Here is a 13,391-nt window from a genome sequence, read left to right as displayed (position 1 = left end):
AGCCCCGGCGAGTCGCCGGGGCTTTGCGTGGAGCGGACGACCGGGATCGAACCGGCGACCTTCACCTTGGCAAGGTGACGCTCTACCAACTGAGCCACGTCCGCAAACTTTCGCATCCGATGTCTCTCGGATGGAGGAACACAGATGTTAGCGGCTCCGCGATCGGAGCGGACAACCCGATGTGCACGGATGTCGAGAACTTTCGCACACGCTCGATTCGGAGGTGATCGGAGGTGATCAGAGATGGTCGGCGTCGGAGCGCGGCCGGCGGAGCAGCCCTTCTCCCGGCATCAGCGGCACGTCGAATTCGGCGTCGTTGGCCAGTTCGCCGGTGTCGTCACCGTTGGGCGCCACGACGTCGGGCTGTTCGAGCGGCGACGTGTCGTCACCCGGCGGGACCGCGTCGTCCGAGTCGGCTGCGACGGTGGATGCGGCTGCGGGCGACTCCGCCTCGGCGACCGACTCCACGACCGGTTCGACCGGCTCGGGTTCCACGGCATCGATCGTCACCGTGTCATCGCGCTCCTCGACCGGCGAGTCGTCGGGTTCGTCGGCCGAGGTGCCAGCCGGGGTGCCCGCTGGCTCCGTGGCCGGGGCGTCGGCGAGGTCGCTGAAGTCGCGCACGGGGCGCGTCGCGGCGAAGTCCTGATCGACCTTGGGTTCGCTCTTCGCTCGATCGAGCGGGATCGCGCCGGCGGGGCGTACGTCGTCGAGCGCTCGTCGGCGGTCTTGCGGGCCGAGCTTGCGCCACTGCCGCGCCTCCATCCGCTCGAGCGGAGCGAGGAGTTCGGGGTCGGGTCGGGTCTGACGAACGAGCCACAAGGCGAGCGCGATGAGGAGCACCCCGATCACGATCAGCACGGCGATCACCACGTACACCCGCAGCGAGGCGGCGTCGTCGCCGACAGCGTCGGCCTGTCGCTGCAGCACAGCCGACGTGCGGAGATGATCGATCGTCGTGTACAGCACCGGGCAGCAGTCTGCCAGCATCGGCACCGTGTCACATGGCTCCATCGCTCAGAGCTGGTGATGCGGACACCAGACGGTGGTCCGTCCGCCGACCTTCGAGCGGGTCAGCGGCGTGCCGTCGAGCGGACAATCGCCCGCAACTCGACGCAGTTCGGGCGTCAATTCGCCCATGGTCGACCCGCCGCGCCGCAGCATCACCGGGAGGCGTCGGCGGCAGGCCCGCGCGATCGCCGTCACCTCGGCCGCATCGAGGCGATCGGACGGCCGGTGTGGCGCAATGCCAGCCGTCCAGAGCACCTCGTCGACGCACAGGTTGCCGAGTCCGGCCACCACCGACTGGTCGAGGAGGGCCGTCTTGATCGCCACCCGCCGTCCGCTCAGGCGTCGGCGCAGCTCGGCGCTGGTGAGCGTCAGCGCGTCTGGTCCGAGTTGCGTCAGGTCGGCGTCGAGGCTGATGCGGCCGAGACGTCGCGGATCGTTGAGGCGCAGCGACGGGACGTCGGCGGGTCGGTGATCGCGTTCGGTCCAGAGGCGCAGCCTGTCCCACGACGGCCGATCCGCGCCCGACGCGTACTCGAGACGTTCGATGGCTGCGTCGCCGTCGACGACGAGGCGGCCGGTCATGCCGAAGTGGAGCCCCAGCTTCGTTCGGCCCGTCGATGTCTGCATCTCGACGACCAGCACTTTGCCGACACGATCGACGCCGGCGATCTCGGCGCCGACGACGGCGTCGCGAAGTCCGACCGAGGCCACGCGTTCGTCGACCCACACGTCCGACACCGTGCGCCCCACCAGCGGTGACGCCGCCACCCGCCAGATCTCGGCTTCGAGCCCCTCAGGCACCGCGAGCGGCGGGCCGGCTTAGGACGAGACGGTTCACGACGTCTTGCTCACGTCGCCGATGAACCGCTCGATCGGACCGGCGATCTGGTCACCGTTGATCAGGAAGGCGTCGTGGCCGTGCGGCGAGTCGATCTCGACGTACTCGCTCTGCACGTCGTTGGCCGCAACCGCCTCGTGGAGCTGTCGCTGCTGATACGACGGGTACAGCATGTCGCTCCAGATACCGACGGCCATGGTGGGCACCTGGATGCGGGCGATCGCCCGCTCGATGCTCCCACGGCCACGAGCGATGTCGTGGAGGTCCATGGCCTTGCCGATCGCGAGGTAGCTGTTGGCGTCGAAGCGACGGGCCAGCTTGTTGCCGTGATGCCCGAGGTAGCGCTCGACCTCGAACTGCTGCCACATCCCCAGCGTGTCGCCGGTGTCGCCTCGATCGGCGAGCTCGCGCCCGAATCGATCGGTGAACACGTTGTCGGAACGGAACGTGACCTGCGCGACCATGCGGGCGATCGCGAGGCCCTCGGACGGCCCGTCGCCGGGGGCCGCGTCGTAGTAGTCGCCGCCTCGCCAGCGCGGGTCGAGCCTGATGGCGCGGCGACCGATCGCTCCCCAGGCGATCTGTTGCGCGGTGGCCTGCATGCACGTGGCCACGGCGACGAGCGACCGGACACGGCGCGGGTACATGACCGCCCATTCGAGCGCCTGCATGCCGCCCATCGAGCCGCCGACCACGGCGAGCCACTGGAAGACGCCGAGATGATCGGCGAGTCGAGCCTGCGCTCGGACCATGTCGCGGATCGTGACGACCGGGAAACGGGAGCCGTAGGGCAGGCCGTCGTCCGGGTGCGGCGACGACGGGCCCGTGGAGCCCTGGCAGCCACCGAGCACGTTCGCGCACACGACGAAGTACCGGTTGGTGTCGATCGGCTTGCCGGGCCCGACCATCGCGTTCCACCAGCCCGGCTCGAGGTGACCGCGCCCGGCCGGGCCGGCGGCATGTGAATCCCCGGTCCAGGCATGGCACAGCAGAACGGCGTTGCGCCCGTCGGCGTCGAGCGTGCCCCAGGTCTCGTAGGCGACCACCACGTCCGACAGCGTTCGCCCCGAGTCGAGCGCGAAACGGCGGTCGGTCGCGAAGGTGAAGAAGCGTCGTTCGCCCACGGGGTCACCCGGGAGCCATGCGCCGGTGGCCGGAAGAGGCGGAGGAGTCGTCATCGCGTCGGGTCGATCCGACCGGTGTCGGCGTCGACGAGGTGACGGTATCACCGTGGCCTGGGGCGAACCGTGTACGAATCGCCGCGACCGCACTCCCGAACAGGCATCGTGCCTTCTGTCGAGCGAAGCCATCGATCGAGGCCGTCGATCAGGCCGTCGGTGGTGTGACCAGGATCACGCGCGACTTCGACGGGTTCGGTGGCGTCTCCCACCATGATCGGGGGCTTCGATCAGCACCGACCGTCACGAAACCACCACTCATCGCTTCATTCTGGCGACGATCCGGTTACGAAACGGTCGATTTCGCGGCTCGATACCAGGTCAGCGCTTCGCGACCAACCACGATCTGATCAGCGGAAAACGGCGGAAGCCACAGTGCGGGCGCACTCACCATCACTCACAAGAAGCTCTTGGAGGGCTTTCGGTTTGCGTCTCACACACGATCACATTGCAATACCCGTCGAAGTTCGCGAGCTCGGGGCGAACATCGGTCAAGGCCTTTTCGTTCGTTCCCCCATCGCCACCGGCGAGGTCGTCGCCGTGTTCAGCGGGTTCGCCGTGCCGGCCCATCAGTTTCGAGAACTGCCGGCCGACCGCCAGCGACACGCCATCCAGGTCGCCGACGAGATCTACCTCGTCGGCGGAGAAGAACGCTCGCTCGGTGACTACGTCAATCACTCGTGTGATCCGACCACGTACCTGTCCGGCGAGATCACGCTCGTCGCCGCTCGTGATCTCGCGGTCGGCGACCAACTCACCTACGACTACGCGACGAGCGACTCGACGCCGTACGACGAGTTCGAGTGCGAATGCAACGCGGCGCGCTGTCGCGGCAAGGTCACCGGCGAGGACTGGATGAACCCGATGGTGCAACGCTGGTACGAAGGTCGCTTCTCGCCCTACCTCCAGCGCCGCATCGACGCACTCGATCGCTGACGAGACGCGCTCGTCGCCGGCGGCGCCGTCAGCCGAAGGTGCCGATGACGGGCTGCGCGAGTCGGAGTCGCTGTTCGTAGCCGGCCTCGTACGGCATGAAGCCGTTTCGATCCGGGTACAGCAGTTGGACCATCGGACGAACGTCGCCGCGATACCACGCCGTGGCGGTGGTGAAGAACGCTCCCCACTCCCCCAGGTCGATCGGCGCGAACACGCAGCGCAGGTCGTTGTCGAGCAGGCCCACCAGTTCGACGCCCAACGGGATCTCGGTTCCGCCGCGGCAGGCGTCGGCGACCAGGGTGACGAGCCCGTTGGCCGCGACCGGGGTGAGCCCGAAGACGGCGACGTCCGGGAACGAGACGGCGTCGGGCAGTCCGATCGAGTAGGCGTAGCCGGGCACCGGCGGGTCGCTCTCGGGTTGCGCGGCCACCGGTTCGAGCGCCCAGCCATTGGTCTCGATCATCCACTCGATCTTCTCGGCGTGGGGGATGTGGAAGTCGGGCAGGTCCATCGAGTACTCCAGTCGGATGGGCGGCGTCAGCTGCGTACGAGGTCGAGCGCGTCGAGGTCGAGCGCGTGTTGCAGATGTCGGGTGGCCATGGCCGCGAACATCGATTCGCTGCGGTCGCTGCCGCCGACGACCTGGCTCGCCACCACCGCCATGATGACCCCGGCGAACGCCTCTCGGCGGTACTCGTCCCACACCCACGACCGGTCGACGTCCACGCCGTAGCCGCCGAGCGATGCGACGTAGTCGTCGAGCAGACCCGCCTCGGCCTCGCGCCGGTTCTCGGGGAGCAGCCCCGCTCCACAGAAGTAGGCGAGATCGGCGATGGGCGTGCCGTGTCCGGGCGTCTGCCAGTCGACGGCCGTGACCGGTGGTCCACCGGCCGCTGATTCGAACAGGAGGTTGTCGAGGCGGTAGTCGCCGTGCGTGACGGTGACCGGACCCGAGCGAGCGTCCATCCACGGCCCGATGTACTGGCCGAACTCGGTGACGAGTGCTGTGGCCTCGCTGCTGAGGTGTTGCTCGTAGGTGGCGAGGAACCCCGGGAAGAAGATCTGCCACAGCCCTTCGAGCTGAGCGATGTCGTCGGGGCCGCTCCGCCGCCCGAGGAACTCGTGGTCGTCGAGCGTCGGGTCGTTCCAACGCGGTCCGTGCAGCTTGGCGAGTTCGGTGACGGCGTTGCGGGCGGTCACGACGTCGCAGCCGGTGATCTGGTTGCCCTGCTCGGCGGGCGCCATGTCTTCGAGCACCAGCGCGAAGTCGCCGGTCGTCTCGTCCCACTCGCCGTGCCAGCAGTGCGGCACCCGGATGTCGACCGTGCTCGCGATGTGCTCGTAGAACTTGACCTCGCGCTCGTAGTTGCGCAGCCCGATGCCGGTCGCTCGGCTCGTCTCGTCGAGTGACGGAAGCTTGATCACGACCGATGTCGGCAGGGAACTGTCGCTGTCGGCGAGGTCGAGCGCGACCCGCAGGTTGAGCCCGACGAGGCCGTCACCGATGCGATCGTGGTGCACCGTGCGCACGTCGGCGTCGAGGATCTCGGACATCCAGGCAGCGGTCACATCATCGGGGCCCATCCGCCGGACGGTAGTCGTCGGTGCCCGGTACCGTCATGGTCGAGATGTACCGGTTCCTGTTCCGACCGTTGTGGATCCTGTTCCACGTGGTGGTGGCCGCGGCGATCATCCTCATGGTCAACCTCGGGTTCTGGCAGCTCGATCGGCTCGACGAACGTCAGACATTCAACCGTCAGGTGATCGAACGATCGCAGCAGGCGCCGCTCCCGTTGGCCGACGTCCTCGACGAGATCGAGCGAGGCGGCGTGAGCACCGACGAGGCCGAGTGGCTGCCGGTGACGGTGGCGGGTTCGTTCCTCCCCGATCAGATCGTCGAGTTCAACCAGTCGCAGGGCGGACGCGCCGGTGAGAACGTCCTCGCTGCGCTCGCGGTCGACGACGGGACGACCGTGATCGTCAACCGGGGGTTCATTCCGCTCGGGTTCGAAGTCCCCGCCGCTCCGGCCACCGAGGTCAGCGTCACCGGCCTCATCCGGATGTCGGAGGTCCGCGACCGTGGGGGTCTGACCGATTCGGCCGACGGCCCGGTCGACGAGGTCCGACGTATCGACATCCCGTTCCTCGCCCAGCAACTGCCGGGCGACGTGGCACCGGTCTACGTGCAGCTCGTGAGCAGCGAACCGAGCGTCACCGTCGGCGATCCCGAACCGATCAGCCGTCCCGAACTCGACAGCGGCCCGCACCTCTCGTACGCGATCCAGTGGTTCATCTTCTCGCTCGCCGTCGCCGTCGGCTGGGTGCTCGCCGTGCGGCGCTCGCTCGCCACTCGGCGTCGAGCACTCGCCGCCGAGCAGGCGGTCAGCCCGGCCGCAGCAGACGAGCGAACCGCAGTGGGTTCTGGCTGACCAGCAGTCGACGCAGCCGCCACGGGGCGGCCGTGAACATGGCGGTCATCACCCTGGCCAGGCGTTTCGGGGTGGTGGTGATGCGGAGGTAGTCGGCCCACACGTCGACGTCGAGGTCGAAGAACGTCCCGAAGAACGAGCGGACGTCGTCGGCGTCGAGGCCGAGTACGACCTGCGCGCCGTAGTCGTGTAGCACGCGGGTTCGCCGGGCCGAGGTGGGCCAGATCGCGTCCCACACCGTCGAGTGGTCGACCCGCTCCGATGCCAGCTCGGCGACGATCGCGTGGGCGACCGGATCGGCGAGTTCGAGCGACGTGGCGAGCGAGTATCCCGTCGCCGGGTGGATCAGGCTCGCCGCCGCTCCGAACGCCAGCAGCCGCGACGCCGTGTCGGGAAGCGGACCGCCCATCGGGATGTCGACGCGTTCGGTCCGTATGGCGGACGCCAGCAACTCGTCGTTGGTCATGGCGAGCCGGGCGGCGAGCCGGGCGATGAGCGCATCGGGTGGCACCGCGGGCTGCGCGGCCAGCACGGTCTCCTCGACCAGCCAGCCGTCGTCGACCGGGAGGGCGTAGGCGAACGACGGGCCGATCCCGTCGTCGTCGCATCCCGGCGCACTCGTGAAGTCCATGAGCATCGGCTCGCCGAGGCGCCCGGCGGGTGGCTCGGCGAACACGACGCCGAACGCCGTCTGACGCGGCGGTGACGGCTCGCTCGGTCCGGGTCCGTCGGCTGCCCAGCCGGGCCAGCCCGTTGCGTCGACGACGAGACGGGCCTCGAGGACGTCGTCGTCGCTCGTGACGACCCGGTCGCGCTCGTTCGACCCGGCGGGCGCGAGCGCGATCTCCGAGACGTGCGCCCGATGGTGGTCGACGTCGTTGCGAAGCGTCGCCCGCAACGCGGCATTGTCGATCACCCCGTAGGGCCGTTCGAGGCACCGACGGCCGCCTGCGTCGACGGCGATCGACTCGAAGCGTTGCGCCCAGATCGAGTTCGTGTCGAACCAGGTGATGGCGTCGACGTCGTCGGCCCAGGTGCCGTAGGTCGCCCGCCAGGGAGCGTCGGCGCCGACGAGCACGACGTCGCCGCCGCGCCGCACGAGTGCCGCGGCCAGCGCCGAACCGGCAGGGCCGTCGCCGATGACGACCACGTCGACCTGGCGATGCATCAGTGCGCTTCGAGCGACGCCATGCGGCGGAACTGTTCGACGACGTCAGGGCTCTCGTGTGCGGCGTCGAGGCTGCGATACACGGTGTCGACGTTGACCGCGATGCGCCCGTACTCCCCCAGCTCGGAGAACCTGGCGTCGGCGCCGAGCAAGGCAGCGATGTCGCGTGCGGCGTCGAAGGCGTCGATGCCGGCAGCGTGACGCCCCGATGCCTCGGCGTCGACGAACGCCAGGTACTCGCGCACCGCCGTGATGCCCGCCGAGTCGGTGATCGGCCCGTGACCGGGCACGACGGTCTGGACGTCCATGTCGAGCATGCGGTCACACGCGGCGACCCAGTTCGACAACGGACCGGCCCACACGATCGGGGTCCCACCGATGAACAGGATGTCGCCGGTGTAGACCGTGGCGCAGTCGGGAACGTGCACGATGACGTCGCCCTCGGTGTGCGCGGGGCCGACCTCGATCAGTTCGACGGTCCGGCCACCGACGTCGACGACGAGTTGGTCGTCGAACGTGGTGGTCGGCAGCGTGAGTTCGATCCCGCCGAAGTCGAACTCGCCGAAGAAGCTGCGGAAGAGATCGCCCACGTCGCCGGGAGCCTCGTTGAGTGCGTGGAGCATCGCCGGAGGCACGTCGCCCATCTCGTCGGCCGCCGCGGTCGATGCGACGATCGATGCGCTCGGCCACCGCTCGGCGACCTCGCTGTTTCCGTAGCAGTGGTCGCCGTTGGCGTGCGTGTTGACCAGCGACCCGATCGGAGCAGCATCGGTGAGCGCCGACATCGAGTCGAGCATGTCGGCCGTCAGCCGCAGGTCGAACAGGGTGTCGACGAGCAGCGAGGCGCCGTCGCCGACGATCAGGCCGGCGTTGCTCCAGCCCCAACCGCCGTCGGGTTGCAGGTAGCCGAAGCATCCGTCGCCGAGTTCGTGCAGTCCGCGGGTGTAGCCGGTCGTGCTCATGCCGTCATCTTCCCACGCACCAGCGGCGTCAGCGTGCCCGCTCCGCGGTCCACCCGGCGACGAGGCGCTCGGCGAGCATCGTGGTCGGCACGTGCGTGTTGACGTTCGGGATCGTCGGAAACAGGGAGGCGTCGCAGACGAAGAGATTCCGGTGGCCGCGTACCGAGCCGTCGTGCTCGGTGACGCGACCGATCGCACAGGTCCCGCTCGCATGGACGTAGTCGGCGCTGTGCGAGCGAAGCCAGTCGTCGATCGCTTCGTCGCTGTCGAGCGTGTCGGTCGTGGTGCCCCGGTCGTCGATGAAGACACGCTCGACGATCGAATCGAACGCCGGGTGAGCGAGCAGATCGAGCGCCATGCGCACGCCGGACCGAAGCGTCTCCACGTCGGCCGGATCACTCAGGAGGTCGAAGTCGACGATGGGCTCGGTGGTCGGATCGTCGGCTGCCAGCCGCACCGTGCCGCTCGCCGACACCGGCCGCATGTTCGCCACGAGCAGCATGCCCGGTCCGGGCTCGGCACCGAGGTGGTTCAACGCCAGGATCTGAATCGGGTCGGCGTCGACGATCGTCGAGGTCGAGAGCCCGATCGCCGTTTCGTGGTCGGACCCGACCACGCCGCGACGAAGCTCGAGGAGCAGCGCAGCCGCCGGATGGTCTTGCAGCCCCTCGCCGAGACCGTCGACGTCGACAGCGGACCGCAGCAGGATGGCCGGCGAGTGGATCGCACCGGCGCACACCACGACGCGGTCGGCAGGCACGAGTTCGCCGTCGACCAACCGGACGCCGACCGCGCTCCCCTGGTCGATCTCGACACGGTCGACCGGCGCGTCGGCGCGAACGTCGAGTCGCTCGTTGCGCAGGATCGACCACAGGTAGGCCTCGGCCGACGTGACCCGCCGGCCTCCGCGTCGAGTGAGTGGCGCTCGGCGCGCCTGCGGTGACGCGGCGAGCAGCGCCCGATCGACTCGGCCGAGTTCGTCGCTGCCGGCAACGGCGAGGGGGAGCAGGTGATGCCGCGAGTACCACTCGGCGTCGTCCCAGCCCCACGAGCGGTACAGGTCGGTGTCACCCGTGAGCCCCACCATCGCGTTGACCGCGCTGGAGCCGCCGACACCCCGGCCGCGCAGGTAGCGGCGAGGTTCGCTCCCCGCAGTGCGCGTGGCCAGCAGGTCGGCGTACCACCGATCGTCGATCAGCGCAGCGAAGCTGTTGTCGGCGTCGATGCCCGCCGGAACGGCGCCCGGCTCCAGGGGCGGACCCGCTTCGACCAGGGTGACGCGGTGGCCGGCATCGACGAGACGTCGAGCGACCACGCATCCGGCGGATCCGGCTCCGACGACCACCCAGGCGAGGGTTGCGTCGCCCGAGTCGGTCGTCATCGGGTTCACGACGAGCTGTTCTGCTCCTGCGCTTCCATCCACCGGCGGCCGACGTCGGCGTACATCTGTGGCGACGGCAGCATGGTGAGCGACGCTCCACCGTCGACGCACAGGGTCTGGCCGGTCACGAACGAGCCGAGATCGGACGCGAAGAACAGCGCCGCGTTGGCGATGTCTTGGCTGGCACCCATGTAGCCGAGCGGCGTGGCCTCCGTGAGCGCCTGGATCGCCGGGCCCGACGTGAAGTGCTGTGCGGTCATCGGCGTCTCGATCAGCGAGGCGGCGATGCAGTTGAAGCGCACGCCGTACTCGCCGTACTCGACCGCGGCGATCTTCGAGGCGTACTCGAGCCCGGCTTTGGCGCTCGCGTAGGCCGCGAGTCCCCGAGCCGGGTTCTGTGCGGTGAGCGAACTGATCGAGATGAACGACCCGCCGTTGCCGAGGTCGCGCATGGCGTTGCCGGCGTGCCGGAGGCAGTACATCGCACCTGCCAACTGCACGTCGTGCATGGCGTGCAGCTTCTCGGGCGTGAGATCGGAGATGGGCGTCGACTCCTGGAAGCCGGCACAGTTGACGAAGATGTCGAGGCGACCGGTCGCCTCCACGGCGTGCGCCACGATGCCCGCCACGTCATCGTCCGACGTGATGTCGCACCGCATGCCGATGCCGCCGACTTCGTCGGCCATGGCGGTCACCTCGGGGAGTCGTCGTCCACCGATGACGACCTTGGCGCCCTGCGCTGCGTACGTGCGACTGATTGCTTCACCGAAGCCGCTGTGGCCTCCGATGACGATTGCCGTGAGGCCTTCGAGTGATCCCATCGCCACAATGTAGGCAGCGGCCGTCGCTCGATGAGACTCCGAGGAGACTCGTTCTCCCAGGTCAAGCGCGCGGCGTCGCCTCGGGCAGTCCGGCGAGGTGTGCGGCGTCGTTGTAGCGGACCAGACGCCACTGCTCCGAGTTCGTCGACACGAACTCGGTGATCGAGGTGTTGAGCGCTTGCAGCTCGAAGCCCCCGGTGATCGGCAGGCCGAGCAGATGCCGAAACACGGCATCGACCACGCCGCCGTGACACGACACCACGATCGACGACCCGGCGTGTCGTTCGAGCACCTCGCCGATCGCCGTGTGCACGCGGCGGTGGAACTCGAAGGTCGTCTCGCCGCCGGGGAAGATCTCGACGTTCGGGTCCCCCGACCAGTCGGGTGTACCGAACCGTTCGACGTACGCGGCGAACGTCATCCCGTCGATGTCGGGGCCGGGGTCGTGCTCACCGAGGCCCGCCAGCTGCTCGAACTCGCGCTCGGCCAACGCCGGGCCGAACGCCGGACGGATGATCTCGGCGGTCTCGATCGCGCGCTGGAAGTCGCTCGACAACAACACGTCGGGCTCGATGTCGTCGCCACGGGAGAACCGTTCGCGGAGCCGTTCGGCCTGACGCCGACCGAGGTCGCTCAGGCCGACGCACGATCGCACCCCGCCGATCGTGCGCTTGACGGTGACGATCGACTCACCGTGGCGGATCAGGACCAGGCGTGTCGTTCGGATCTCGGTGTCGTCACTCATCCGCCGTCGAGCGTAGGACCCGCCGACGGCCCCGGCCACATCGGCTGGGCACCGCGACCTTCGGGGAATTCTCAAGATGTGGCCGGTGTGACCGATAGCTACATGTATGACCAATCTCGCCGACGCCGATCTCCACGGTCCTGCCGTCGGCGCGCCGGCGTGGCCGTCACCCGACTCCGGAGCGCCGCACACGGAACTGCCGCCTCCCCCTGCACCCGCAGCATCCACAGCGATCGACATGCCCGCTCCGCTGGTGCTGGATTCGGCCACCGACACGCCACGCCGCCCGCCGACCGCGGCAACCACCGAACTCCGGGCCACGGCCGTGTCGACCATCGCCTCGTTCACGCCCCGCCCGCTCGCCGCGTCGAAGCCCGAACCCGTGCTTCCCGTGAGCGAGCCCAGCATCCCGGCCGAACCGGCCGTGTCGACCGTGCCGACCGGCTCGGCGCCAGCCGCCGACGAGCCCGACCACGGCCCCGACTCCGACTTCGACACTGCGCCGATCGCCGACATCCCCGTCACCCAGGTGACCGACCCGACCCCGATCGCCGAGCCTCGCCCGATCGCCGAACCGGTCCAGGAATTCGTCCCTGAACCCGTCCCTGAGATCACTACGGCGACCGAACCGGCGCCGGCCATCTTGACCGGACCGTCGGCAATCCTCGCTCCCGACACCGCCGTCGCACCGATCGACAACGCGGCGATCACGCTGCCCCCGGTCGCGGCCAAGCCGTCCGCTCCCAAGCCGGTCGCCTCGATCGAATCGTTCCTGGCCCCCGATCCCGACGACGCTCGCCCTCGGACGACGAAGAAGTCGGGCGGCGGTCGCCTCGCCAAGCTGCTCGTTGCGGCGCTGGTCGTGGGTGGACTGGGCTACGCAGGCGCCACGTACGGTCCAGGCCTCTACGACGAGTACATCGCCGACGAGGAGCCCGCAGAACCGGCCGCTCCCCTCGCCTTCCCCCGTGCCCGCACGACGGCGCCCGAGGTTCGCACGGCGACCTTCGTCCTCGAAGGCCTCACCACCGGGTCCGAAGCGTCGTACACCGTGACCGTCGACTTCGACACGCACGTCTCGCGGGTGGTCATCGACCGCACCGACGCCCCCGACCTCGAGGTACTCACCTTCTCCGACGACGCATTGGTGCGCAGGCTCGACTCCAACTCGTGGTTCCAGATCGAACGCGGTGCATTCCCGCTCGACGACCAACTGCAGCGAACCGACTGGGTTCGCATGATCGACGAACTGGTCCCGCCCGAACGGCGAGCCGGGGTCGTCATCGACGACTCGACCATCGCCACCGTGGCCGGCATCGAGACACGCCATCTCGTCCTGACGCTCGACCCGGCGCTGCTCGAACTCGTCGACGAGACGGGTGCGGCGCTCGACCCGATCCAAGACATCGCCGATGCCGCGGCGTCCGCCGAGACCGCAGCAGCGTCCGCCGTGACCGACGACCCGAACGGCGACGTGACCGGCGACCCGGCCGCCGCCGCGCCAGCGGGTGACGCCGTCGACGCACCAGCGGCGTCGACCGACGTGACGACCACCATCGCCGCCGGCCCCGACATCGAGACCGTTCCCGTCGCCGGAGAACCTCTGAGCCCCGACGCCGTCCAGGTCGAACTGTGGATCGATCGTCAGGGCGTCGTCCGCCGGTCGGTCGGTGCCGACGTGCTCGGCGCCAACAGCATCACGATCCTCGAGACCACCACCGAGGCCTGGATTCCGGACTACCCGGACGCCGCGCAGGTGCAGCCGATGACCGCTGCGGCGCTCATCGAACTCGGCCTCTGAACGACGCTCCCCCAGGCACCACGGAACCACCCGGTGTCTCGCGTGCGCACGGCGCCTGACGTTGCGTGCGCGGACTGCGCGACGGCTCTGTGACATTTCGTGCAAAAGCTGGTCGAAACGG

The 13,391-nt window shown here is 69.1% G+C and carries 13 protein-coding genes and 1 tRNA gene; 3 read left to right on the top strand and 11 right to left on the bottom strand.

Annotation, left to right across the window (positions count from 1 at the left end; all coding sequences use genetic code 11):
- Positions 1-28: 28 nt before the first annotated feature.
- The 4 genes from YM304_RS11950 to metX all read right to left on the bottom strand — a co-directional run bounded on the left by YM304_RS11950 (position 29) and on the right by metX (position 3,027).
- Positions 29-104 (bottom strand) — tRNA-Gly (locus YM304_RS11950).
- 133 nt (positions 105-237) lie between these two features.
- Positions 238-969, bottom strand: coding sequence for a hypothetical protein (locus YM304_RS11945; RefSeq protein WP_154723431.1), 732 nt, complete (start codon positions 967-969; stop codon positions 238-240).
- 48 nt (positions 970-1,017) lie between these two features.
- Positions 1,018-1,812, bottom strand: coding sequence for a DNA-formamidopyrimidine glycosylase family protein (locus YM304_RS22530; RefSeq protein WP_015441946.1), 795 nt, complete (start codon positions 1,810-1,812; stop codon positions 1,018-1,020).
- A 33-nt stretch (positions 1,813-1,845) separates the two neighbouring features.
- Positions 1,846-3,027 carry a homoserine O-acetyltransferase MetX gene (metX, locus tag YM304_RS11935; RefSeq protein WP_015441945.1) on the bottom strand — a complete coding sequence of 394 codons (1,182 nt, stop codon included), beginning with the start codon at positions 3,025-3,027 and terminating at the stop codon, positions 1,846-1,848.
- Positions 3,028-3,453: 426 nt separating this feature from the next.
- Here metX and YM304_RS11930 point away from each other — a divergent pair, with 426 nt between their 5' ends.
- Positions 3,454-3,963 (top strand): SET domain-containing protein, encoded by a 510-nt coding sequence (locus tag YM304_RS11930; protein WP_015441943.1) that lies wholly within the window; start codon positions 3,454-3,456, stop codon positions 3,961-3,963.
- A 28-nt stretch (positions 3,964-3,991) separates the two neighbouring features.
- On the opposite strand, the gene YM304_RS11925 is transcribed toward YM304_RS11930, so the two are convergent.
- The gene (locus tag YM304_RS11925; protein WP_015441942.1) at positions 3,992-4,474 is read right to left on the bottom strand and encodes a DUF4262 domain-containing protein; all 483 of its coding nucleotides are present in this window, start codon (positions 4,472-4,474) and stop codon (positions 3,992-3,994) included.
- 26 nt (positions 4,475-4,500) lie between these two features.
- Positions 4,501-5,547 (bottom strand): phosphotransferase family protein, encoded by a 1,047-nt coding sequence (locus YM304_RS11920; protein WP_015441941.1) that lies wholly within the window; start codon positions 5,545-5,547, stop codon positions 4,501-4,503.
- Between the two features lie 20 nt (positions 5,548-5,567).
- On the opposite strand from YM304_RS11920, the gene YM304_RS11915 reads away from it, so the two are divergent.
- On the top strand, positions 5,568-6,392 hold the full coding sequence (locus tag YM304_RS11915; RefSeq protein ID WP_154723429.1) for an SURF1 family cytochrome oxidase biogenesis protein: 825 nt from the start codon (positions 5,568-5,570) through the stop codon (positions 6,390-6,392).
- Here YM304_RS11915 and YM304_RS11910 read toward each other — a convergent pair.
- The 5 genes from YM304_RS11910 to YM304_RS24745 all read right to left on the bottom strand — a co-directional run bounded on the left by YM304_RS11910 (position 6,346) and on the right by YM304_RS24745 (position 11,469).
- Positions 6,346-7,560, bottom strand: a complete 1,215-nt coding sequence (locus YM304_RS11910) for a lycopene cyclase family protein (RefSeq protein ID WP_015441939.1) — start codon at positions 7,558-7,560, stop codon at positions 6,346-6,348. The genes YM304_RS11915 and YM304_RS11910 overlap by 47 nt on opposite strands.
- Positions 7,560-8,522 (bottom strand): MBL fold metallo-hydrolase, encoded by a 963-nt coding sequence (locus YM304_RS11905; RefSeq protein WP_015441938.1) that lies wholly within the window; start codon positions 8,520-8,522, stop codon positions 7,560-7,562. Before YM304_RS11905 ends, YM304_RS11910 begins: the two co-directional genes overlap by 1 nt.
- 28 nt (positions 8,523-8,550) lie before the next feature.
- Positions 8,551-9,903 (bottom strand): GMC family oxidoreductase, encoded by a 1,353-nt coding sequence (locus YM304_RS11900; RefSeq protein WP_015441937.1) that lies wholly within the window; start codon positions 9,901-9,903, stop codon positions 8,551-8,553.
- A gap of 5 nt (positions 9,904-9,908) precedes the next feature.
- On the bottom strand, positions 9,909-10,724 hold the full coding sequence (locus YM304_RS11895) for an SDR family NAD(P)-dependent oxidoreductase (RefSeq protein ID WP_015441936.1): 816 nt from the start codon (positions 10,722-10,724) through the stop codon (positions 9,909-9,911).
- A 61-nt stretch (positions 10,725-10,785) separates the two neighbouring features.
- A complete protein-coding gene (locus YM304_RS24745) occupies positions 10,786-11,469 on the bottom strand; it encodes a histidine phosphatase family protein (RefSeq protein WP_015441935.1) in 684 nt (227 codons plus the stop codon).
- Between the two features lie 106 nt (positions 11,470-11,575).
- Here YM304_RS24745 and YM304_RS11885 point away from each other — a divergent pair, with 106 nt between their 5' ends.
- Positions 11,576-13,270, top strand: a complete 1,695-nt coding sequence (locus YM304_RS11885; RefSeq protein WP_015441934.1) for a hypothetical protein — start codon at positions 11,576-11,578, stop codon at positions 13,268-13,270.
- The last annotated feature ends 121 nt before the right edge of the window (positions 13,271-13,391 follow it).

The organism is Ilumatobacter coccineus YM16-304, from assembly GCF_000348785.1.
In the GTDB taxonomy this organism is placed as follows: domain Bacteria; phylum Actinomycetota; class Acidimicrobiia; order Acidimicrobiales; family Ilumatobacteraceae; genus Ilumatobacter_A; species Ilumatobacter_A coccineus.
Note: the sequence above shows the minus strand (reverse complement) of the source record. Positions and strands in the feature narration are given on the sequence as shown.